Here is a 23,157-nt window from a genome sequence, read left to right as displayed (position 1 = left end):
ATAGGTAGATTTATCTCCATAAATGAGGTTTAATTTTATATAATTGAAAATATATATAATCAGAAGGAAAAGGAGCGAGCGAGATGATATTACATAAGGGGGAAGTCTTGTTCCGCCAAGGAGACAGCTGTGATTTTTTATTTAAGGTAAAAAGCGGGCTGTTCAAGGTCACAAGACTTCATGAGAATGGGAACATGGTGTTATTCAACATCCTGTATCCCGGTGAGATGGTTCCCCATCATTCACTCATTTCGCCAAAGGAGGCGCATGGAACGGCAGTTGCGATGATGAAGAGCGAGGTGGAGGCAGTTCCATCAGCAGAATGGTATCAACAACTGCGGGATGATTCTGGTCAAGCGATGGAAATCGCCAGACTGCTTCAGGAGAAGGTACGGTTTATGCAGACACGGCTGGATCATCTGACTGTAGGTACACCTGCAGAACGTATGGAATTGCTAACCCGCTGGTTTAATGACTACTCTCATGGCGCAGCGCTAACAGAGTTATTGACCCAGGAAGAAATAGGACAATTGATCGGTGTAAGACGTGAAACAATCAACCGTTTGCTGCGGAGTACAGAGTGATTCCTGCTTTTTTCTGGCAAACTGTTTAGAGTAGGGTGGCTCCGTGGTATAATGTAAACAGAACTTATCAAATTAGAGAAAGGATCAGGATACCATGTGTCCCCGAAGGACGATTCCCCAAAGGACGATTTGGAAACGTTATGATCTGTCTTATACTTAGCTTCCCTGTAGAAGGTGCGTAAACCGTTGTTACTTGACGAACCGCCTCTGCGAGGGGAAGGAGTATATATATGCGAAGGAGCAATACCTCCGGTTTTACCCGTCGTAGAGGTTGGTGGGACGTCTAGCCGCCATATACGATAAGGGGAGACCTGTATGAGGAACCACAATTACGGAGTGAATGTACTGCTCCGATTGACAGTCATTTTGTTTGGAACATTTTTGCTTGCATTTACTTATTATCACATCAATTTTCAGAATCATTTGTCAGAGGGCGGATTCGTAGGATTATCGCTGCTTGGCAAATACGTATTAGGAATTTCACCTTCGATTTCAACTCTGCTTCTAGACGTTCCAGTACTCTTGATAGCATGGATGTTCAAAGGGAAAGCGTTCGTGTGCAACACTTTTGTTTCTGTAGGAGCTTTTACAATCTTCTATGGTCTCATGGAACGTTATTCCGGTTTGGTCATCAACTTGCAGGACAATTTGGCATTAGCAGCTCTATTGTCCGGCGTACTGACAGGTTTAGGAGCGGGAATTATCCTGCGGAGTGGCGGGGCTAGCGGTGGAGACGATATTTTGTCGCTGCTGGTTAGTGAATGGAAGGGAATCAAAGTAGGTACGGTATTCATCATGATGGATGTAATCGTTCTGGCACTATCACTCTTTTATATGCCTGTTAAAGAAACGATGTATACAGTGATGGCAGTAGTCGTAGCCGGCTATGTGATCACCTTTACAACCTCTTTAGGCAAACCAAAGCTAGTGAAGGCGCCAAAGATTCAATCTACACTGCGTAAACCGCATGATGGTACGGTAATGTGAAGAAGGCTGGTATAAACAGCTTATTCGGGGATATACTACATTTAAGGTCAGCCAGAGTTTCTGGTTGACTTTTTTTTGCTGGATATGACGTAATTTAAAGGGTGTAGTCCTTAGGGTCGTTGCTCGGACGTTTCGCTCATAACAAAAGGTGGCGTACAGTGAAAATCCTGTACGCCACCTTTTAGTTAACTTAAGACTCACTAGTGCTCGTAATTGAATCGTGCAGAAACATTTGCGGCCAGCTTGTCCTTTTATTTAGCCCACAGCATTCGTGATAGCTTCGCATTCGTCCGAGCAATGACCACTGTGCTGTGTTTCACAGTCCTCACAGCAAATATGCTGAAGATGACAAGCATCGTTAGCACAATTGATAAATTGGTCAGCTGGCTGACCGCAGTGATGGCATCGTCCGACAACGATATCCTCGTCGGTATGATTAATCTGTACGGAAATCCGCTCATCGAAGACATAACATTTGCCATCAAACAGTTGGCCCTGTACCTCAGGGTCTTTACCGTAAGTCACAATGCCGCCATCCAGCTGGTACACCTGTCCAAAACCTTCCTTCATCATAAACCCGCTTAATTTCTCGCAGCGGATCCCGCCTGTACAGTAGGTCAGGATTGGTTTATCCTTAAGGTCGCTCATATTCTCGCGAATCCAGTCCGGGAATTCTTTGAAGCTGTCTACTTCGGGGCGGATGGAGCCGCGGAAATGACCAAGATCGAATTCGTAGCCGGTACGACCATCCAGAATCACCACATCGTCGCGCTGCATCATTTCATAGAAATCTTTAGGCGCCAGATGCTTTCCGGTAATCACGTTAGGGTCCAGTTCATCCTCGACCCGGAACGTCACGAGTTCTTTTTTATAACGAACGAAGATCTTTTTGAAGGCATGACCCTCAGCCTCATCGATCTTGAAGATGATGTCGCTAAACAGAGGGTTTGCGCGCAAATCCTTCATATATTGCTCGGTTTGGGCAACCGTACCTGATAGTGTTCCGTTAATGCCTTCATCTGAGATGAGAATTCGTCCCTTTACATCAAGCTCTTTGCAGTAAGCCAAATGCTCCTGGGCGAATTGTTCTGCATCCGGCACTTTTACAAATTTATAGTATAGCAGAATTGCATATTCCGATTGTGGATTCATTCATTTCACCTTTATCATTAGAATTAGACTACTAAATAAACATTTAAGTATAAAAAGTATTGTAACATATTATCAAGTATTGACAAGAGATGTGGTACAGTAACCTCAAGAAAGCTGGAATAAATAACATTTTTCAGGGATACCGGATTAAGGTCAGCCAGAATCTCTGGTTGATTTTTTTGCTGAATATAGGAGGTTTTCATGGATAGTTAGGATTAGCGAAACCGTGAATCGCCACGCACGTATATATTTTCATTCATAAGTCACATGTTGACTTTAATTATAAGGAGGAACTGCGGGATGAGTGCTCATGAGATTGATTATGCCATTATGGGTGAGGAAATACAGTGTGTAGAGGTGCAGCTTGACCCAGGAGAGAGTGTAATTGCCGAAGCCGGGAGCTTCATGATGATGGATCAGGAAATAACAATGGAGACGATATTTGGCGACGGCAGCGGAGGCTCGCGTGGAAGTGGCTTGATGGGGAAGCTGATGGGCGCGGGCAAACGTCTGTTGACAGGTGAAAGCTTGTTTATGACTGTCTTTACACACAGTGGTTCTTATGGACGTAAAAGTGTCACCTTTGCTGCTCCGTACCCAGGCAAAATCATCCCGCTCGACCTGCAGCAATACGGTGGAAAAATCATCTGTCAAAAGGATTCATTCCTTTGCGCGGCAAAGGGAGTTTCAATCGGTATTGAATTTCAGCGTAAGCTGGGTACCGGCTTTTTTGGTGGTGAAGGTTTTATTATGCAAAAGCTGGAGGGTGACGGACTTTCATTTGTACACTCTGGCGGTTATGTTATGGAACGCACACTTCAACCGGGAGAGACGCTTAAGCTGGACACTGGCTGTTTAGTCGCTATGACGTCTTCGGTGGATTACAATATTGAGTTTGTAAAAGGGGTCAAAACCGCGCTGTTCGGCGGCGAAGGCCTGTTCTTCGCAACGTTGCGCGGACCCGGCAAGGTGTGGGTACAGTCGCTGCCATTCAGCCGAATGGCCGATCGCATCCTGTCCGCTGCCGGCAACAGCGGTCGGAAAGAAGAAGGAAGCGTGCTTGGCGGGCTCGGCAATCTGCTGGATGGTAGATAAGTCTGCGTGAGCGCATTGCACAGCGTGGAAGTAGAGGATATAGAATGTGGAGTGAGCGTGTGAAGTGCTGAGTAGGTGAGGCAGAGAGCGTGCGAAATATGGAGTGAGCGTGGCATTGCTGAGCATATGAGGCAAAGAGCGTGCGAGATGTGGAGTGAGCATGGAAATGCTGAGCATATGAGGCAAAGAGCATACGAAATATGGAGTGAGCGTGGAAATGCTGAGCATATGAGGCGATGAGCGTGCGAGATGTGGAGCATACGAGGTATACAACATTACAAGAGGACGCGTCGTTTCAGCGGTGGCGCTATAGGGTGTGGTGAAACAAGGGCAGAAATGCCCTTGTTTTGCTGTAAAGGTTTAGTATCGCGCGAAAGAAGGGCAAAACTGCCTTTAATTTACTCGACACTGTCAAATGTACGGTATAAATCCCGTAGAATAGAGCCGATGGAGCACATATAGCCAAATGTACGGTATAAATCCCGTAGAATAGAGCCGATGGAGTACATATAGCCAAATGTACGGTATAAATCCCGCAGAATGGAGCCGATGGAGCGTATACGGTCAGATGTACGGTATAAATCCCGTAGAATGGAGCCGATCGAGCGTATACGGTCAGATGTACGGTATAAATCCCGTAGAATAGAGCCGATCGAGCGTATACGGTCAGATGTACGGTATAAATCCCGTAGAATGGAGCCGATGGAGCATATATAGCCAAATGTACGGTATAAATCCCGTAGAATAGAGCCGATCGAGCGTATACGGTCAGATGTACGGTATAAATCCCGCAGAATGAAGCTGATGGAGCACCTACGGTCAGATGTACGGTATAAATCCCGTAGAATAGAGCCGATCGAGCGTATACGGTCAGATGTACGGTATAAATCCCGCAGATAGAGCCGATGGAGCACATATAGCCAAATGTACGGTATAAATCCCGTAGAATGGAGCCGATAGAGCGTATACGGTCAGATGTACGGTATAAATCCCGTAGAATGGAGCCGATGGAGCATATATAGCCAAATGTACGGTATAAATCCCGCAGATAGAGCCGATGGAGCACATATAGCCAAATGTACGGTATAAATCCCTTAGAATAGAGCCGATGGAGCACATATAGCCAAATGTACGGTATAAATCCCGCAGAATGGAGCCGATGGAGCACTCCTACAGTCAAATGAGCGGTATAAATCCCGCAGATGAGCTACTCCAACAAGCAATAAGTTACTTATGTTCGATGGGATATCACCGTTCGGCGTCTGCAATATCAACTTTAAATTGTCCTCCACTACCGCTACCACTACTACTGTTACTGCTACCACCACCACTCCTGTATCTTTAAACCAATTTATAGTTTGTTAGAGCCGTAATGAGCTATGCTCATTTACGGTTTTTTATGTTTTTTAAGTAATGGTTGGCCGAAGTAGATGACCACTCAGGTACAATTGGGATAGTTTAATTGATAACTATATAATACCAGCTCATGAGTAGCTGGTTCAGTTATGATGTGTTCAACACTATTTCGTACTTTGGAGGAATGTATATTGCTAATGGACGTGGAATTTGGCAAGGAAATTGAGAGTGCTATTTGTTGGGCTAAGGAGCGGCTGGGGTCGCAGGAGTATCCGCTGCGTTGTCTTGCTTTTGTTGAGGATGCATATGAAAGAAGCAATGGGATCGAAATGTGGGGAGGCAGCGATGCACGCGAATCCGCAGAGCTGTACGATGCGCACAAGAATCCGGGGGCTCCGCCAGCTGGCGCGTTTGTTTTTTATGCTTGCTCAGGTTTGGTGGACGGTGAGCTTAAGGATTGGGGGCATGTAGCTTTGGCCCTTGGGAATGGCGAGGCCATTCATGCCTGGGATATAGTTAGGATAGATCACTACATGGAAATTTGCCATCTGCAAGCTGCTCCGGGCTGGAGCCAACCAGAACTTATCGGCTGGGCACCTGTAGAGAGAGTTCTTGCCGGGATTCAGAAGAAACAATGGGACTAGTTGATATCCTTAAACCTAACTTATCCAAGAACCTAGAAGGTGCCGTAAACAGGTGCTTCATGGGTTCTTTTTTCTTCCTTCCGATTTGACTAACCCTATGCACGGTGTATATATTATTTGGCAGACCCCCTTATATTGTTAAGGCTGGACCGGAGGCATGATATGTTCAAAATATTTATTATAGAAGATGACCGTGGACTTGTGGCTTTGCTGCAGGATTATTTACATAAGTTTGGATATGAAACGCAGGCGGTGAGTGATTTTGAGCGGGTCCGCACTCAGTTTGAGGCGTTCACGCCACATCTGGTACTCCTTGATGTTAATTTGCCCAAATATGATGGTTATTACTGGTGCCGCCAGATTCGCGGAATTTCAACCTGCCCTATTCTTTTTATATCTGCCCGCGATGGCAAAATGGACCAAGTAATGGCGCTGGAAAATGGAGCCGACGATTATATCACTAAGCCTTTTGATTACGAAATCGCGATGGCCAAAATCAAAAGTCAGCTGCGGCGCGCCTACGGCACCTATGCCGGTGGGAATAATGAACGCACACTAAACGTTGCCGGAATGACGCTGGATGTAGAGCGGCTAATCCTTACCCGAGGCGAAGCTAAAGTGGACTTAAGCCACACGGAAGCCAAGATACTAGATGAGCTAATGCAAAAATCAGGCGTCATCGTTACCCGGGACAGGCTGCTCGAAAAAATATGGGATGATCAAGCCTTCGTGGATGAAAATACCTTAAATGTATATGTTACACGTGTACGCAAAAAACTTGCCGCTCTCGCTATCACAGATGGACTACAAACCGTGCGCGGTCAAGGCTATCGTTTGATTCCGAATTGGGGGGATGAGGAATGAAATTGTTATTACGGGAACAGTTCCCCCTGATCGTGGTCTATCTAGCCCAGCTAGTCCTGATCACATTAGTGTATCGGCTGGATGGAGGCAGCGGTCTGAATGTAAGTTTATATGCCGCGCTGCTCAGCACTTGTCTACTGATTGGCTACCTCGCTTACCGTTACGTCACCAATCGCACGTTCTATGAACGTTTGGAGACTACGCCCTCCTCTCTCGATGAGGCAGGTGGCCCTACACAGGATTCTCCGCTAGCCGTAAGCTTGCGAGGTTTACTGGGGTCGCAATTCCGCCTCTACAAAAATGATTTGCACAGCTACCGCCACAAATTAGAAGAGCATATTCACTTTATTAATCAATGGGTACATGGCATGAAGACGCCGTTGTCTGTCATTCATCTGATCATTCAGGATAAGGATGGTCCGCCTTTTACGGCAATTGGTGATGAACTGGATCGTCTGAAAAAAGGACTGGATACCGTGCTTTATACGGCCCGTCTGGATACTTTCGAGCACGATTTTTATGTGGAACGGCTGAATTTGGAGACCATCGTACGTGGTGTGACCTCTGAGCAGAAGCGTCTTTTTATTCGAAAAAGAGTATTTCCAGCTATACAAATAGATGAGCAGATTACCGTAACCACGGATGAAAAATGGCTCACTTTTGTCCTTACGCAGCTGATTACGAACGCTGTACGTTATACGACAGAAGAGGGCAAACATGTTTATTTCCAAGGGATGGTCACGGAAGATAAGCAGACTGTGCTTGAGATCCGGGATGAAGGAGTAGGCATACCAGCAGGAGATCTGCCGCGCGTGTTCGATGCTTATTTTACCGGGGTGAATGGACGAACCTTCCAGGAATCTACGGGGATGGGTTTATATCTCGTGAAGCAGATCTGCGGCAAGCTTGGACATGAGGTGAGTATCCGTTCCGAAGAAGGAAGCGGGACCACCGTGCGGATTGTATTTAGGGAGCAGCATATAACAAACCTTACAAATGTGTAAGGGCATTGTAAGTTTCAGAAATAGCAGCCTATGTGTACACTTTGTATAATGAAGGCAATCCAGTCGAAAGAAGGAGAGGTAACACTTGCCCATTCTAGATGTTCATAATTTATCAAAAATATATGAGGGTAAAGTGTCCACTCAGGCGCTGAATCATATCCGCTTTTCTGTAGAAAAGGGGGAGTTTGTTGGCATAATGGGTCCATCCGGGAGCGGGAAAACAACGCTGCTCAACACGATTGCCACCATCGACCAACCGACCTCCGGTCAGATTCTAATCAAAGGCCGAGATCCTAATCTGCTTAGCAGAAAAGAAAAGGCGCTTTTTCGCCGTCATGAGCTAGGCTTCGTCTTTCAGCATTTTAATCTACTGGATACGCTCACTGTAGAGGAAAACATCGTATTACCTTTAACGCTTGCAGGTGCTCGTGTCCCAGAGATGGAGAGCAGGCTGAAAGAGGTCACTACCTTGCTTGGCATCGAACATTTGCTGAAGAAGCGCACGTACGAGGTCTCAGGCGGACAAATGCAGCGGGCGGCTATCGCCCGGGCGATGATTCATCGTCCATCGTTAATTTTGGCGGATGAGCCCACAGGCAATCTGGACTCCAAAGCCTCAGGGGAAGTCATGAATATGTTGACAGAGGTGAATAAGGAAGAAGGAGCTACGGTGCTGATGGTCACACATGACGCAGTGGCGGCAAGCTTTTGCAACCGGGTCATCTTTATTAAAGACGGACGTTTCTATAGTGAAATGTACAAGGGCAGTAATAGAGGCGCTTTCTTCCAAAGTATTATTGATATGCTGTCTCTGCTTGGGGGAACCAGCCATGACCTTTCGGCAATTCGCTTATAGGAATGTAACACGTAATAAACGCAAATATGCCGCTTATTTTGTCGTCAGTGCTTTTTCGGTGATGATCTTTTTCGTGTGCGCTTTGTTTATTTACCATCCGGATATTTCAAAGAGCTTAATTTATAGTACGGCGGCTCATACGATGATGGTGGCAGAGGCAATTATTTATGTCTTTTGTTCTTTGTTCGTACTCGTATCCGTTGGATCCTTCCTGCAGTCGCGCAAGATGGAGTTTGGAATTTTATTGATGCATGGAATGACGAAGAGACAGCTGAACACCATGGTTTTTCTGGAAAATATGATGATCGGCACCTCTGCCATCCTGACAGGTACCCTTCTCGGGTTACTTCTGGGCAAATTATTTTTGATGATCGGATCTACTTTTTTGGGAATTCCCCTGTTAACCTTTCATCTCCCATGGCAGGCACTTGTGCTTACGATTTGCAGCTTCGTGTTATTGTTTTTTCTGATATCGCTTTGCACCTTTGTTTTTATCGGCAATGAGTCACTGATGCATCTGTTTCAGGGAGAGCGTAAGGCAGAAGAAGAACCCAAAGTATCCTTTGTATTATCTATTATTTCTGCTGTACTGCTGATCAGTGGTTATTATATGGCGGCTACTGCAAAAGCTGCTTCCGTAGAGAAAGTCATGTTTCCGGTCGTTGCGATTACGGTTATCGGGACGTATCTCTTTTATACCCAGCTAAGTATTTGTTTGGTTAAGCTGCTTAAGGACATTCGGCGCTTGTATTGGCATCGTACGAATATCATCACTTTATCCGGTTTGTCCTACCGCTGGAAAGAGAATGGCCGGATGTTTTTTATGGTGACGATTGTATCCGCAGTCTCCTTCACTTCCGTAGGGGTATTTGCATCGATACATACACTTTCCAGAGAGCTGAAATTGGATTATCCCGCAGCAGTGGGTTATGTAGCCAAAGGAAATCAGACGGGTGTACCCTTTGATCAGCATCTGAACGAAATTAAGGAAGAGCTCAAGACGCACGGACTCCCTTATGAAGCGCTTAGTATCCCGATTAAATATGCTGAGGTCGAAGCTCAGACTGGACCCGATCGCACTTTACGCCTTCCCTTGATTGCTTTCAGTGATTATAATCTCGCCCTGCAACGTGCAGGTTTCCCAACAGATGAGCGTGCTCTGGTGGGCAACGAAGGTCTGGTGATGATTGGTTCGCAGCGGGATCGCAGTTTAACAGAAGGCAGAGTAAAAGCGGTCTATTCCTTGCAGCAAGGACTTGCCATTAAAGAAATAGGTTATACCGAGCAAGTCCCCATTGCCGAATATTTATTGCCGGAGCTGGATGGTAGAGATGGCGGGGATTTTAGTGGTGTCGTGATCAGTGACGAGCTTTACAGTGCTATTGATCCCGTGCAGACGGATCTTTATACAGGTTTTTATGTAGAGGATTTTCCGCAGACGGTAGGTATCGCAGCTGATCTTGCCCATAAAGGCAAACAGTCCTATGAAAGTGATTCTCCGTATGCGATTGTGATCAGCGGCACGCTGTTTGAGCTTCAGAAAACATTGTATAACACAATGCTTTTTGCTTCCTTGCTGGTGGGTACTGTCTTTTTTATTGCGGCAGGCAGCTTTCTTTACTTCCGGTTATATACCGATCTTGATCATGATCGCAATCAATATTCCACTTTGTCCAAGATGGGGCTTACGGATAAAGAACTCAATCGAATAGTTACGATTCAGCTGTCTTTGTTGTTTTTTGTGCCGGTCGGAATAGCTATTTTACACAGTGTGTTTGCCTTTATTGCGCTTCAACGGTTGTTCTACTTATCTATCGCAACGGAGACAGGCGCGGTGTTACTCGGATATTTGGCTGCTCAAGGACTATACTTCTTTTTTATTCGCAGCCGCTATTTACGCAACCTGAAGAAGAACTTGATATGAGAAATGGGGATAACAAGATGCAAGCATGGATTACAGATTTTATGGAGCAGTTTGGTTACTTCGGTATTTTTCTGATGCTGGCCTTTGAAAATATATTTCCACCAATTCCTTCAGAAGTGATCCTGCCCTTTGGAGGATTTATGACGACTACGACGAGCTTGACGATCCTTGGTGTAATCATTGCTGCCACGGCTGGTTCACTACTGGGTGCAGTAATTCTCTATTATATTGGCCGATTATTGGATGTGAGCCGGTTAGAGAAACTGGTTGAACGCTGGGGGGGCCTAATTCGCGTCACTAAAAAAGATATCCACAAGGCTGACGCCTGGTTTGATAAATATGGCTATTGGACTGTATTGTTTTGTCGGATGGTTCCGCTGGTCCGCAGTCTGATTTCGATTCCGGCGGGAATGTCGGGCATGAAATTTGGAGTATTTATGATCTTCACAACGATTGGCACATTGGGATGGAATTTGCTGCTTGTGCTTATTGGCGCGGCTTTAGGAGAATCCTGGGAAGACATTGCTATGTACATGGACGTGTACTCCAATGTAGTCTATGTACTAATTGCTGGTGGATTAGTTATTCTTGGGTTTCTGTACTTCCGCAAACGCAGCCGGAGAATGAACACTGAGGGCTAAGCGGGTAGTGGACTGATAATAGAAATGACTATTAAAAAGGAGGGAAACACATGGAGCTATTAACGATTATTAAAGCCATTATTTTGGGGCTTGTTGAAGGTTTAACCGAATTTGCTCCAGTATCCTCCACGGGTCATATGATTATTGTTGATGATATGTGGCTGAAATCACAGGAGTTATTTGGACAATATACGGCAAATACCTTCAAAGTAGTTATTCAACTGGGTTCAATATTAGCGGTTGTTGTGATTTTTAGAAATCGGTTCATTGATTTGTTAGGCTTAAAGCGTTTCAGCCGTAAGCAGTTGGATCCTGTAACAGAGGAGCTACCGCAGTTGGAGCAGGGCGGGCATCTCAAGCTGACTCAGGTTCTGGTAGGGTTAGTGCCTGCAGGTGTGTTAGGTGTTCTGTTTAATGATTATATTGATGAGCATTTATTCTCTACCTCAACAGTGTTAATTGGTCTAGTGATTGGGGCTGTATTAATGATTATTGCCGATCTGTTTGGGCCGAAGAAGATCAGAACTGAGAGTGTAGATCAGATTACATACAAACAGGCACTTGGTGTAGGTCTTGTACAGTGTTTTTCGTTATGGCCTGGATTTTCACGCTCGGGCTCGACGATTTCTGGTGGCGTACTCCTCGGGATGAGCCATCGTGCCGCTGCTGATTTTACGTTTATTATGGCAGTACCCATCATGGCAGGTGCCAGTTTGTTGTCACTGATGAAAAACTGGCAATATTTCACCATGGATGCATTGCCGTTTTTTATCGCAGGCTTTATTAGTGCCTTCCTATTTGCGCTGTTATCGATGCGATTCTTCTTAAAACTGATCAATCGTATCAAGCTCTTACCGTTTGCTATATACCGTATAATTCTTGCTGCTGTAGTATATTTCGTATTTTTCTAAGTCCGTTATAAGGAATCGATATAACAGAAGCCCCAGTAATCTATTGCAGATTGCTGGGGCTTTCACGTATGATGACATCAGATTAAGACACTCAAATGATGAATGATATCGGAGACAGGTGCTGACCGGGAAATAGTAATTCGGTAGGCTTAATAGGGAAATTCGGTTCGAAGCCGATGCGGTCCCGCCACTGTAACGGAAGAATCTCGAGCAACAGAGGTCACTGGCAATTTACTACTGCTGGGAAGACTGTTCAAGATGTTGACGCCGCTAGCCAGGAGACCTGCCTGTTTCAACAGCACTGCTTCACCTACGGAAGATAGGGAGGTGTTAGACGTTAACCATGGGTATATCATGGGCGTCTTTCCCTTTGACTTTTTTAGGGAAGGGCGCTCTTTTTTATAGGAAAGCAAGTAGCTTTGGAGTTTGAAATAAGAGATGGAAGAGGGAGTGTATCGAGATGATGAATAAAGTAAAAGTAAGCAATCTTGGATATCCGAGAATCGGAAAGAACCGCGAGTGGAAAAAGACACTGGAAGCCTACTGGCAGGGGAAAATAAATGAGGAGCAATTCCGCTCCGAAATGGCAGCAATTCAGCTGCAGCATTTGAAGACCCAGCAAGAGGCAGGAATTGAGCTTATTCCGGTGAATGATTTTACTTTTTATGACCATGTGTTGGATACGGCTGTTATGTTTGGAATTGTACCTCCACGGTACACGTATGATGGCGGCGACATCGGGCTTGATCTTTATTTTGCAATGGCCCGTGGTAATGCTGAGGCTACTGCCTGTGAGATGACCAAATGGTTCAATACGAACTATCACTATATCGTTCCAGAGATCGGCACACAAACACCACGCCTGACTGAAAATAAACCTCTAGCGGCTTATCGTTTTGCTAAATCGCAGGCAGGGATTGAAGGTAAACCGGTACTTTTAGGTCTGTATACCTTCCTTAAGCTGTCCAAAGGTTACGCAGCGGCAGATATCGCCAAGATTGCTGCACGTTTTGTTCCAGTCTATGTTCAACTGCTACAGGAACTGAAGCAAGAAGGGGTAAGCTGGGTACAAATCGATGAGCCAGCGATTGTTACAGGCATAAGTAAAGAAGAATTAACACTGCTTAACTCGATATACACAGAAATTGCCGGCTCCGTGCCGGGCTTGAATATTATTTTACAGACGTATTTTGAAGCTGCTGAACCGTTGGAAGCACTGCTAGAGTTGCCTGTTCAAGGCTTGGGTCTTGACTTTGTGCACGATGGTGGAGCAAATCTGGCTTCTATCGAACGTCTTGGCTGGCCGAAGGACAAATGGCTGGGTGCCGGAATTATTGATGGACGGAACATCTGGCGTTCCGATTTAGACGCTAAGCTGCAACTGGTAGAAAAGCTCAGTGTTCATGTGCCGCTTGATCGTCTTATTCTTCAGCCTTCTTGCAGTCTGCTGCATGTCCCAGTCACCGTTCAAGGTGAGGTGAAGCTGAAGGCGACAGTTAAGAATGCGTTAGCTTTTGCCGATGAGAAGCTTGCAGAGCTTAGTCTGCTCGGAGCAGCCCTCGCAGATAAAGGAGAAGCTTCTAAAGCAGCGCTGGCCGCTAGTCGTGAAGCTATTGCAGCATTCCGCGCACTACCTGAGCGTGGCCGTAAGGATGTGGCGGAGCAAGTGCTTGCACTTGCAGCTTTGCCGGACCAACGCAGTTTGCCTTTTGCTGAACGCTTAAAGGTGCAGCAAGAGAAATGGCAGCTTCCACTTCTGCCAACCACTACAATTGGTAGCTTCCCGCAGACAGTAGAAGTGCGTCAGGCGAGATTGAAATGGCGTAAAGGGGTCTGGAATCAGGAGCGTTATGATGGATTTGTTCGTGAGCAGATCGCGGATGCAATTACCTTCCAAGAAAAGCTAGGTCTGGATGTTCTGGTCCACGGTGAGTTCGAGCGTACAGATATGGTGGAGTTTTTCGGAGAAAAGCTGGACGGATACTTGTTTACTAGTAATGGCTGGGTTCAATCCTACGGTTCCCGTTGCGTTAAGCCACCGGTGATCTACGCGGATGTTGCATTTATACAGCCTATGACTGTTAAAGAAAGTGTCTATGCACAATCGTTGACGAAGCTTCCGGTTAAAGGAATGTTGACGGGTCCTGTAACTATCCTCAATTGGTCATTTGTACGTGATGATCTCAGCCGGGAAGAGGTAGCCAATCAAATTGCTCTTGCCCTTCGCCATGAAGTAAAAGCGCTAGAAGATGCAGGCATCGAAATGATTCAAGTGGATGAGCCGGCTATACGTGAAGGACTTCCGCTTAAGGCAGAAGACCGTGAGCATTACCTGAACTGGGCAGTGAAGTCGTTCCGCGTTGCTACGAACCATGTGAAGGCTACGACACAAATTCATACGCATATGTGCTATAGCGAATTCAATGACATGATCGATTCCATATCGGCTATGGATGCTGATGTAATCTCCATTGAGACTTCACGTAGCCATGGGGAGCTGATTATCAGCTTTGAGGAGCAGGCCTATGATAAAGGAATCGGTCTTGGAGTGTATGACATCCATAGCCCGCGGGTTCCGGCTGTAGAAGAAATGACGGCGAATATCGATCGTGCGCTGCGGGTGCTGGACCCTGAACAGTTCTGGATTAATCCGGATTGCGGTCTGAAAACACGTGGCTGGCAGGAGACAGAGGATGCACTACGTAATATGGTAAGCGCTGCTGCTATTGCGAGGGAAAAGTCAGGGGTTATTGCTTCAAAATAGACATAAATAAATTAGAGCCAGGGTAATTTACCCTGGCTTTTTAGTTCACTTATTTTTTTATAATCAGCTACTTGATAATAATTCTCAATCTTGTTAGAATGAAAAAGAAAAAGAAGGAACCGTGGAGGGTCCCTTCAGGCATTTACTTATTTACTTTCGAAAGTTTTGCAATCTGTTTCTTCTGCGCGTTTTGGTTCTTGGGAGCTGTGGAAAGCTACGAAGATCGATTCAGCGCTGCATTTGTTCTCTTCTGCCCAGTGGGTGCAGGAGTTAACTTCACAAACTACGTCTTTTGCCATGAGGGTTCACCTCCCCTTATAGTAATTGATAGTATCATTCAATGAACGGCTCTGTTCAGCAAGGTGGAGCTTGTCTCAACAAAGCCGTGTCACGCCCTCATTCATTATGAATAGAGGGTATTTGGCTTTTTTACTAGGTTAGACGTGGTAATTGTACCAAATAATGAGTTTGTAAGCAAATGAGTTCTTTAACTTTCGGGTCACCTTCCCACATCAAAAATATGTCCAATAAGAGCCGCAGAAATGCGGCTTTTTGTGTATTCAACATGAAAGACCAAAAGAAATTTACCGAAATTCCATATTCCAGTGCAACCTTCCAAGTTTTGGGGCGTTATAGAAATGAGAGACGGAAGAGATCTGTACAAAACATGACATTCCGTAACGTTACAATGCTAGGGATAACCACTACACTTTTGGAGGAATGAGAATGCGCAAATGGGGTCTGCATTACTTATGTTTATTAATTCTTGCGGTGGTATTGGCAGGTTGTGGCTCGGGTGATAACAATTCGGCGGCAGACAAATTAGCTGGTGACGGCGGAAATACGAGTAATTCTGCTGCAGCAACCACTGAGCAATCTTCGAAAGCTACATTAGCGGATAAGAGCACCTCAGCAGAAGCTGAGACAGCAGCGGGAGGCAACGAAGCCCCAGTTGAAAAAGGTTTGACATCAGAGAACACGGATCAAGGGAACGCGGGATTCACGGGCAGTGATGTCGTGGAAGGATTGAACAAGAAGCTAATCTATCATGCCAATCTGACTATGGAAGTAGAAGATTACGGTAAAGCTCAGACTGAAATCCGCAACATGGTAACGATGGCTAAAGGATATATTATAGAGTTTAACGAAAACATGTCGCAATATGAGCAAGGAGGGACGTTTATCCTTAAGGTGCCTGCCTCCGGGTTCTCTCCTTTTCTGAATAATTTGGAAAAAGTAAAACACGAATCGCTACAGCGCAGTATTCAAGGTCAGGATGTCTCGGAGGAGTATGTTGATCTGGAGTCGCGTCTAAAGGCAAAGCAGTTAATGGAAGCTCAATACACAGAGTTTATGAAAAAAGCAACGAAATCAAGTGATCTGGTCGCCTTTGCAAACGAGCTTGGTTCGATTCAAGAAACGATTGAGCAGATCAAAGGCAGAATGCGATATATAGATCAGAACGTATCCTTTTCAACGGTAGAGCTTAGAGTGTACCAGACGGATGAGAGCTTAGCCGTGAAGGAAAAGGCAGAGCAAGGTCCATTGCTAGAACGGGCATCGGATGCTTTAAAAGGAAGCCTGAACGCACTATCTGTTATGTTTCAGTGGATTTTTGTAATTCTTGCAGGTGCATTGCCGATTCTAATCGGTGCGGGCATTATTTTAGTCATCGTTTGGTTTGCCCGCAAAAATATCCGTGCACGACGGGAGCAGCAGACCCAGCGGATACGGCAGGAAAATCGGGAACTGAAAAAGGCGGTACTCCCTGGACCAGCAGAGCCAAAGGTGACAACCTCAATAAAGGATAAGAAAGCTAACGAGGACGAGAATAAAGAATAAGCTTCTATGAATTAAAAAGCCTCCAATTCATGGTATACCGTGAATTGGAGGCTTTTCTTTTCTGTAAGACAGTACAGTATTCGCTTTTATCGAAGATTAGGCAGGCTGGAAGAGTACACGATACTCGCCATAGCCCTCTTTCTCCAGATCCTCTTTTGGTATAAAGCGCAGTGCCGCTGAATTAATGCAGTAGCGCAGGCCGTTTTCCCCTGGACCATCGTCGAAGACATGACCTAGATGGGAATCTGCTACTTTGCTGCGCACTTCTGTGCGAACCATCAAATGGCTGAGGTCCGTCTTTTCCTTCACGGCGTAATCGCGAATCGGACGTGTAAAGCTGGGCCAGCCACAACCGGAATCGTATTTATCCTGCGAACTGAATAATGCTTCACCAGATACGATATCTACATAAATGCCTTCTCCGTGGTGATCCCAAAAATCATTTCGGAAAGGTGACTCTGTAGCGCTATTCTGAGTGACTTCATATTGAAGTGGCGTCAGACGTTCTTTTAAGCTTAGTTTGTCTTCTTTATGTGTCCAGTGGGTTTCGATAAAATCCTCTCGGCCGGAACCCTTACGGTAACGTTTGTAGTGGCCCGGGTTCTTACGATGGTAGCCCTGATGATATTCTTCGGCAGGATAGAAGGTTGCTGCCGGGAGGATCGGGGTAACAATCGGGCTAGCGAATCGGCCGCTTTCTTGCAAAGCTGCCTTGGAAGCCTCTGCTTGTTGCTTCTGCTCTTCAGAATGGGTGAAGATAGCCGTTCCGTAAGAGGTGCCGCGATCATGGAATTGTCCACCCGCGTCGGTTGGGTCAATTTGCTGCCAGAATAACTCAAGCAGCTTGCTATAAGGGAAAATTTCTGGATTGAACGTAATTTGTACGGCTTCAACATGTCCTGTAGTTTCGGAGCATACCTCTTCATAGGTAGGATTCACTGTATGCCCGCCAGTATAGCCGGAGACGACACTAATAATGCCTGGCAATTCCTCGAACGGCGAGACCATGCACCAGAAGCATCCACCTGCAAAGGTTGCTTTTTCCGCCTTGGAATTTATATGGTTAGTCTGATGTTCACTCATTAATATCCCTCCATTCATGTAATGCAATTAAATAGATCACAATCTAATTATAAAGCAAATAACCACAGCCTGCCAGCTTACGCCAAATAAGCTCTCTGTTACCTAGTGTTTTTTACTTCCTGTGAACTGTAACGAAAGCTTAGTCCGGCTATAATAAGCACAATGGCATAAACAATGATGGCTATAATCGCATTTCCAGGGTTCTGGAACAGTTGATCCCCAAGGAAGGCATACAAGGCGATGCCTGGGATTTTTCCAATAGCTGAGGCAGCAAGATAACTCCAGAAGGGCAGTCCGGCTGCTCCGGCATAGATGTTAACTGCTGTCTGCGGGATAATCGGCAAGAGACGTGCTAAGACAATAGAAGCAAAGGGCCGCCGTTCTATGCCTTTTGTGAATTTTTCGAGTAGGGGAATAGAAGTCAGATAAGCTCTCGCTTGATCTTGAAATAAGAACTTCACTACGCCGAAAAGGAATGCGGCAGCAAGGGTTGTAGCTACCCAGCAAATTAAAGCACCTGCCAAACTTCCGTATGCATAACCAAAAAATCCGATGACCGCTTTGTACGGTACAACTGGAAAGAGAGCCAGTAAAGTTGCGATCCCTATAGAGCTGAAAAGATTATGATCCTCTTTCATCCAGCTAAGGATGTCATATCTGTAGATAAACGCAAGGATTGTGCCCGAAACATAAAGAATAATCGAGAACCATTTTCTCATAGCTAATATACCCTTTCTTCCACTCATTCATCTCATCATACGGGATAAAAAGTAAATATTGAAGTGAAGATCATTGTCGGCGAACGCCAAGCAGGTATAATAGCATTTATAGAGAACAAAGAGAGAGATAAATTCTTGAATTATAAAGAGGGGAGTTAGATCAGTGATCGTTTCTGCACGCAAAAGAGTCGCCATCATCGGGATTGGCAATATCGCCCGCAAAGTATATTTGCCACTGCTCTCTCAGCATGGACAAGTTGAGGTAGTGGGGGTTCTCAGTCACTCATCCACAACAGTAGAGCAAGCTGTTAAAGCCTACCGTTTTCCTAAAGGTACGACAAATTTGGACGAGCTGTTGTCTTGGGATCTGGATGCAGTATTTGTGCATAGCCCAACGACGACCCATTATGATATAGTAACAAAATGTCTCGAACATGGGATTTCGGTGTATGTAGATAAGCCGCTGTCCTATGATCTGGAAGAATCCAGAAGGATGGCAGAGCTGGCAGAAAATAAAGGGCTGCTGCTAGGCGTGGGCTTTAATCGGCGTTTTGCCCCAATGTATGTCACTGCCAAGAGTTGGCTCGAGGAAGCCGGAGGCATTAGCCATTGCCACGCGATTAAACATCGCACGAAGCTGCAGTTAGGCAGCAGCCGTGAGACTGTGCATGACGACTTGATTCATATGCTTGATCTGCTGTTATGGTTATGTGGAGATCAGTATGAGCTGCTTCGCAGTAATCTTCAATCCAATGGAGAGGGACGACTTGTGCAGGCATCTGGAATGCTGGGTTGGAAGCAAGGCTCAGTGGGGATGTATAGTATGGTTCGTGAGGCGGGTGTTGATTTGGAGAAGCTGGAGCTGCACGGTAATGGACGTTCGGTGGAAGTGGCAGATCTGGACCAAGCCATCCTATATGAAAAAAATGCTTTGCCACGGACCCAGAGCTTTGGAAGCTGGGATACGGTGCTGGATAGAAGAGGTTTTGGTGGAGTGGTAGATCATTTCCTGAACAATATAAATACACCAGAGTTATGCAGTATTGCTGCTTCAGCAGTTCTGCCTAGTCATAGATTGGCAGCTCAGCTTGCTGAATGAGGTCTCTAAGAAAGGAGTAAAATATGGAAGACAACCGTAAATTAGTGGAGGAACAAATCATCGAAAGCTATAAGCGTGAGGAAGAGATGATGATCCTTGTATTCGCCCAGTGGTGCGTGAATCAAGGACTCGACCCGCACAGTTTATATTTACAGGCTTATCCACAGCAAGAAGGGAATGAAGCCTTGCGAAAAGCGCTTGCCCTAACGGTTTCTGCGGAGGAAGCAGGGGATATTTCTGATGACACAGTTCTGGGCGTACTCTCCTTATTCGGAAATGATGACTTGGCGCAAATCGTGACAGAAGCGATCTCTAAAAGGGAATCTAAAGCACATACAGGGGATTGACAACGAGGATATAATGATAATGTCAGATGAACTTTTTTTAGTAAACGATGTTCATCAGGGATGAAATGTGTTAATATTATATATACTAACTAATAGTAAGTTTCGCTAGTGAGAGGTGAGAACAATGGAAGAACATCAAATTTCGATGTGTCCCAGATTTGAGACAGCCTTCTCTTTCTTAGGCAAACGTTGGAATGGACTTATTATTCAGACATTGATGAGTGGACCGAAGCGGTTTAAAGATATTTCCGGCCTCATTCCTTCAATGAGCGATAAGATGCTGTCCGAGCGGATGAAGGATTTGGAAGGTGAGGGTATTCTGGTTAGACATGTATACCCGGAAACACCTGTGCGTATTGAATATGAACTAACAGACAAAGGCCGTGCGCTGGAGCCTGTTATGCAGCAGATTCAGTCTTGGGCTGAGAGCTGGGTAGAGTAGAAATCAAAGTCGTGTTGTGGCCCTTTTTCCTGAAGAACGGAGGAGGGCTTTTCAATTTTTAAATAAAAACCTTGCACAGATCGAAAAAATCTGTAATATAATAGAAAAAACGTTGTATGTTCCTTGCATGGAAACGCTTGCAATATTGGTTTTTGCTCAAATCTACTCAGCTGGAGTACAGGCATAGCAAAACTATTAGGAGGCGAGGGAGATGAAGACCACCCTGTTTTCCCGGGAAATAACGTATGGAAAAAAGGATGTTGCTGAGCTGGAGAACGCTTCGATCAAAGTACAGCTCATCTATGACAAGACGTTGTTCATGCTGCATAGCCATCTTCCAGATTCCTTATGGGATGCGTGGATTGGCGTGCCTTACAGCATTATCTCTTCACTCTACAAAGGCAACAATGATAGCGGGACTATTTTTCAAAAATGGATTCAAAGTCCTTCTGGCTGGAAATGTATTGGCTGTGAACGGCATTGCCTGGAGTCGACGGAACCTCTTCAAGAAGTGAATGTGGCGAGTAATCAACGACAATATAAGTTCCATAATGGCATTCGCCAAAGCATGGTGCTACAAGCCCTAATTTGGTCCATGTACGAGAATACCGTATTATTCAAACCCTTTTTAGGGGATGAGCCCTTTTTTGATGAAGATGATTTGCATACGATATCCTCTTATTTCGTGCCAACTTACCTTAATGATCTACGTCTTCTGGAGCAGTCTAAGCCTTGTAAAGAGTACAAAGATCAGAATATAAAGATATATCAGGAATGGATATCCGCCCCTGACCTTGTCCTCAAATGGAACGGAGGCCTAACAGAAGGCCGATGGATGACTGGTGTTTATATGGATCACTCCCGCTTTGCTGGCTTAGGACCTTATTTGAAGGACGCAAAGGGTAAGCGAACGTATATGCAGGCTTATGTTCAATAGAAGATACAGATTTGGTGTGATCAAATAGATAAATGTAAGACAAATAACATTATTGATGCCCGTGTGGTAAACAAAGGACAGGTCAATTGTGGGGATTTATCACCATAATTGACCTTTTTCGTTCAACAAAGAGATACAATTTTCGTGAGTACAATCACAAGTCAAAACTCCTTTCAGGGTTAAGGTGAACAGGTAGAAAAGATTTTTTCAGAACCTGATCACATATCCCGAGGAGGAACTATTATGGAAACTAAACAACCTAATGATAGAATTTCGGATTTACAGCATAAGCAATCGGTGCAACCTGGATTTACTCCAGATGCCCTGGTAAAAGATATTGTGCTACAATTCCCAAAAGCTGCGGATTATTTCAAGTCCAAACGGATTGATTTCTGCTGTGGAGGCGCCAAACCTCTTGCTGAAGCAGCTGTAGAGCGTGGACTAGATCAAGAGATGATCATTAGTGATCTCAACAAGCTGTTCGAGGAATATCCGGTACCTCAAGAAGAACTCGCATGGAACACAGCACCTTCTGCAGAGTTAATCGAGCATATCGTGAGTAAACATCACCATTACCTGCGTGAAGAGCTGCCCCTGATTAGCCAAAATGTAACTAAGGTATACCGGGTTCATGGCGGAGATTCCCCTCATTTAGAAGAGTTATATAGTTTGTTTAATGCACTCAAGGAAGATCTGCTTCAGCATACAGCTAAAGAAGAGGAAGACGAGTTTCCAAAATTATTAGCGTATGATGCCAATCCAAGTGAAGAAGGGCTGACCATACTTCGTGAGGCATTAGTTGACCTTGAGAGTGAACATGACACAGCAGGCGATATATTGAGACAAATACGCAAAATAACAGCTGATTTCACCCCACCGGCTCATGCTTGTACAACCTATCGTTTGACTTATGCCCGGCTAGAGGAGCTGGAGAGCATGACTTTTGAACATGTTCATCTGGAGAATAATATATTGTTCCCTAGATTCCAGTAGAAAAAATGAGTTTTCATAGAGTCCCTTAGGGGACTTTTTTTATATTTGAGAACAAAGCTTATTTACGTTATTCTTAAATAGACAGTATGCATAACTTACTACAAGCCTGAGACGCTGTGTGGTCATTAGGCGGGACAAGGCGGTGTCACTATGCCCACGAAATATATGTGGAGGTTGTTACTAGGATTAGTCATCGTATTCATAATAGGTGGGTGTTCCACTCTTGCTGACATTAATAATGAAGGGAATAATGGCTTAGCAGGATCAGACGGGCCTACGCTTTCGCTTATCGTTGCGGGAAATGACTTGCTTACCAACCCTTTGGACAAGCAGCTTAGCGAGAGCTACAGAAAAGGGATAACGATCTTTGACCTACTGAAAGGTAGTGGGAAGGCCACCTTTTCTGAGGATAACACAAGCATTCTAACGGTGAATAATATTTCACTCGGTCCAGGAATGAATTGGGAGCTGCAAATGGATGGGGAGACCATTGGACCTGAGGATTGGGGTCGAACAGTCGGGCATGAATCAAAATTAGTAATTACGGCGATGTCTAAGGAACAAGAGGAACCCCTTCAAATTGTGTTGTTGACCGTGAATGGTGGAAGTGAGCAAGTGAATTTGAATCATTCATATGTTATGGGATTTACTGAAGATTTAACAGTGAGAGGTTTGTTGAAGAACAGCAGTGTGGTGCAGTTGACCGAAGACAACAAAAAGGTGTTATCCATTGGTGATTATACTCCTCTTAGCAATGAAGTTTGGAAGATGAAGGTGAATGGGAAGCAGCTGCTTGAGAATGGAATGGACATGAAGCTTAGAGTGCAGGATGAATTGGAGATTTTATTGGCTATACGTTAAAAAAAAGTACATAAATGCCAGATCTACGGTTGCTCAGAATCCGTGATCTGGC

The 23,157-nt window shown here is 45.1% G+C and carries 23 protein-coding genes and 1 riboswitch; of the genes, 18 read left to right on the top strand and 5 right to left on the bottom strand.

Annotated features, from left to right (window positions below; translation table 11 throughout):
- The first annotated feature begins 83 nt into the window (after nucleotides 1–83).
- Both MKY14_RS13015 and MKY14_RS13010 read left to right on the top strand, forming a co-directional pair.
- Nucleotides 84–584 carry a Crp/Fnr family transcriptional regulator gene (locus tag MKY14_RS13015; RefSeq protein WP_076134543.1) on the top strand — a complete coding sequence of 167 codons (501 nt, stop codon included), beginning with the start codon at nucleotides 84–86 and terminating at the stop codon, nucleotides 582–584.
- Between the two features lie 315 nt (nucleotides 585–899).
- Nucleotides 900–1,571, top strand: coding sequence for a YitT family protein (locus tag MKY14_RS13010; protein ID WP_076130250.1), 672 nt, complete (start codon nucleotides 900–902; stop codon nucleotides 1,569–1,571).
- A gap of 255 nt (nucleotides 1,572–1,826) precedes the next feature.
- Here the strand turns inward: MKY14_RS13010 and trhO are convergent, their stop codons facing one another.
- On the bottom strand, nucleotides 1,827–2,723 hold the full coding sequence (gene trhO, locus MKY14_RS13005; RefSeq protein WP_076130251.1) for an oxygen-dependent tRNA uridine(34) hydroxylase TrhO: 897 nt from the start codon (nucleotides 2,721–2,723) through the stop codon (nucleotides 1,827–1,829).
- A 300-nt stretch (nucleotides 2,724–3,023) separates the two neighbouring features.
- On the opposite strand from trhO, the gene MKY14_RS13000 reads away from it, so the two are divergent.
- Complete coding sequence (locus MKY14_RS13000) at nucleotides 3,024–3,818, top strand: TIGR00266 family protein (RefSeq protein WP_038572584.1); 795 nt, start codon at nucleotides 3,024–3,026, stop codon at nucleotides 3,816–3,818.
- A gap of 307 nt (nucleotides 3,819–4,125) precedes the next feature.
- Here the strand turns inward: MKY14_RS13000 and MKY14_RS12995 are convergent, their stop codons facing one another.
- The gene (locus tag MKY14_RS12995; protein ID WP_340976588.1) at nucleotides 4,126–4,998 is read right to left on the bottom strand and encodes a hypothetical protein; all 873 of its coding nucleotides are present in this window, start codon (nucleotides 4,996–4,998) and stop codon (nucleotides 4,126–4,128) included.
- 367 nt (nucleotides 4,999–5,365) lie between these two features.
- Here MKY14_RS12995 and MKY14_RS12990 point away from each other — a divergent pair, with 367 nt between their 5' ends.
- The 8 genes from MKY14_RS12990 (at nucleotide 5,366) to metE (ending at nucleotide 14,782) form a co-directional block, all read left to right on the top strand.
- Complete coding sequence (locus tag MKY14_RS12990; RefSeq protein ID WP_339187988.1) at nucleotides 5,366–5,818, top strand: hypothetical protein; 453 nt, start codon at nucleotides 5,366–5,368, stop codon at nucleotides 5,816–5,818.
- A gap of 162 nt (nucleotides 5,819–5,980) precedes the next feature.
- A complete protein-coding gene (locus tag MKY14_RS12985; RefSeq protein ID WP_038572574.1) occupies nucleotides 5,981–6,682 on the top strand; it encodes a response regulator transcription factor in 702 nt (233 codons plus the stop codon).
- Complete coding sequence (locus MKY14_RS12980; protein ID WP_076130702.1) at nucleotides 6,679–7,686, top strand: sensor histidine kinase; 1,008 nt, start codon at nucleotides 6,679–6,681, stop codon at nucleotides 7,684–7,686. Before MKY14_RS12985 ends, MKY14_RS12980 begins: the two co-directional genes overlap by 4 nt.
- Nucleotides 7,687–7,771: 85 nt before the next feature.
- On the top strand, nucleotides 7,772–8,542 hold the full coding sequence (locus MKY14_RS12975; RefSeq protein WP_340976587.1) for an ABC transporter ATP-binding protein: 771 nt from the start codon (nucleotides 7,772–7,774) through the stop codon (nucleotides 8,540–8,542).
- Nucleotides 8,517–10,466, top strand: coding sequence for an FtsX-like permease family protein (locus tag MKY14_RS12970; protein ID WP_340976586.1), 1,950 nt, complete (start codon nucleotides 8,517–8,519; stop codon nucleotides 10,464–10,466). The genes MKY14_RS12975 and MKY14_RS12970 overlap by 26 nt, the downstream gene beginning before the upstream one ends.
- Before the next feature lie 17 nt (nucleotides 10,467–10,483).
- On the top strand, nucleotides 10,484–11,107 hold the full coding sequence (locus MKY14_RS12965) for a DedA family protein (RefSeq protein WP_340976585.1): 624 nt from the start codon (nucleotides 10,484–10,486) through the stop codon (nucleotides 11,105–11,107).
- A gap of 50 nt (nucleotides 11,108–11,157) precedes the next feature.
- The gene (locus MKY14_RS12960; RefSeq protein ID WP_076184194.1) at nucleotides 11,158–12,018 is read left to right on the top strand and encodes an undecaprenyl-diphosphate phosphatase; all 861 of its coding nucleotides are present in this window, start codon (nucleotides 11,158–11,160) and stop codon (nucleotides 12,016–12,018) included.
- A 99-nt stretch (nucleotides 12,019–12,117) separates the two neighbouring features.
- Nucleotides 12,118–12,323, top strand: a riboswitch (cobalamin riboswitch).
- A gap of 155 nt (nucleotides 12,324–12,478) precedes the next feature.
- Nucleotides 12,479–14,782, top strand: coding sequence for a 5-methyltetrahydropteroyltriglutamate--homocysteine S-methyltransferase (gene metE, locus MKY14_RS12955; protein ID WP_340976583.1), 2,304 nt, complete (start codon nucleotides 12,479–12,481; stop codon nucleotides 14,780–14,782).
- Nucleotides 14,783–14,928: 146 nt separating this feature from the next.
- On the opposite strand, the gene MKY14_RS12950 is transcribed toward metE, so the two are convergent.
- Nucleotides 14,929–15,081, bottom strand: a complete 153-nt coding sequence (locus MKY14_RS12950; RefSeq protein ID WP_076098619.1) for a DUF1540 domain-containing protein — start codon at nucleotides 15,079–15,081, stop codon at nucleotides 14,929–14,931.
- Nucleotides 15,082–15,508: 427 nt separating this feature from the next.
- Between MKY14_RS12950 and MKY14_RS12945 the strand changes: the two genes are divergently transcribed.
- Complete coding sequence (locus tag MKY14_RS12945) at nucleotides 15,509–16,624, top strand: DUF4349 domain-containing protein (RefSeq protein WP_339187980.1); 1,116 nt, start codon at nucleotides 15,509–15,511, stop codon at nucleotides 16,622–16,624.
- Nucleotides 16,625–16,720: 96 nt separating this feature from the next.
- Here the strand turns inward: MKY14_RS12945 and msrA are convergent, their stop codons facing one another.
- Together msrA and MKY14_RS12935 are read right to left on the bottom strand one after the other, a co-directional pair.
- Nucleotides 16,721–17,707 carry a peptide-methionine (S)-S-oxide reductase MsrA gene (msrA, locus tag MKY14_RS12940; RefSeq protein ID WP_038572566.1) on the bottom strand — a complete coding sequence of 329 codons (987 nt, stop codon included), beginning with the start codon at nucleotides 17,705–17,707 and terminating at the stop codon, nucleotides 16,721–16,723.
- A gap of 98 nt (nucleotides 17,708–17,805) precedes the next feature.
- Complete coding sequence (locus MKY14_RS12935; protein WP_076184190.1) at nucleotides 17,806–18,426, bottom strand: TVP38/TMEM64 family protein; 621 nt, start codon at nucleotides 18,424–18,426, stop codon at nucleotides 17,806–17,808.
- 166 nt (nucleotides 18,427–18,592) lie between these two features.
- Here MKY14_RS12935 and MKY14_RS12930 point away from each other — a divergent pair, with 166 nt between their 5' ends.
- From MKY14_RS12930 to MKY14_RS12905, 6 genes are all read left to right on the top strand, one after another.
- Nucleotides 18,593–19,525, top strand: a complete 933-nt coding sequence (locus MKY14_RS12930) for a Gfo/Idh/MocA family protein (RefSeq protein WP_370511609.1) — start codon at nucleotides 18,593–18,595, stop codon at nucleotides 19,523–19,525.
- 23 nt (nucleotides 19,526–19,548) lie between these two features.
- A complete protein-coding gene (locus tag MKY14_RS12925; RefSeq protein ID WP_076184188.1) occupies nucleotides 19,549–19,872 on the top strand; it encodes a hypothetical protein in 324 nt (107 codons plus the stop codon).
- Between the two features lie 124 nt (nucleotides 19,873–19,996).
- Entirely contained in the window at nucleotides 19,997–20,314 is a 318-nt protein-coding gene (locus tag MKY14_RS12920; RefSeq protein ID WP_036682958.1) for a winged helix-turn-helix transcriptional regulator, read from the top strand.
- A 211-nt stretch (nucleotides 20,315–20,525) separates the two neighbouring features.
- Nucleotides 20,526–21,251 (top strand): hypothetical protein, encoded by a 726-nt coding sequence (locus MKY14_RS12915; RefSeq protein WP_076302708.1) that lies wholly within the window; start codon nucleotides 20,526–20,528, stop codon nucleotides 21,249–21,251.
- A gap of 297 nt (nucleotides 21,252–21,548) precedes the next feature.
- Nucleotides 21,549–22,244, top strand: a complete 696-nt coding sequence (ric, locus tag MKY14_RS12910) for an iron-sulfur cluster repair di-iron protein (RefSeq protein WP_076184247.1) — start codon at nucleotides 21,549–21,551, stop codon at nucleotides 22,242–22,244.
- Nucleotides 22,245–22,394: 150 nt separating this feature from the next.
- Nucleotides 22,395–23,105, top strand: coding sequence for a hypothetical protein (locus MKY14_RS12905; RefSeq protein ID WP_076130686.1), 711 nt, complete (start codon nucleotides 22,395–22,397; stop codon nucleotides 23,103–23,105).
- Nucleotides 23,106–23,157 lie beyond the last annotated feature (52 nt).

Source organism: Paenibacillus sp. FSL R5-0887, from assembly GCF_038002305.1.
GTDB classification, from domain to species: domain Bacteria; phylum Bacillota; class Bacilli; order Paenibacillales; family Paenibacillaceae; genus Paenibacillus_AQ; species Paenibacillus_AQ odorifer.
The sequence above is the reverse complement of the archived record's forward strand: the minus strand, read 5'-3'. Positions and strand labels throughout refer to the sequence as shown.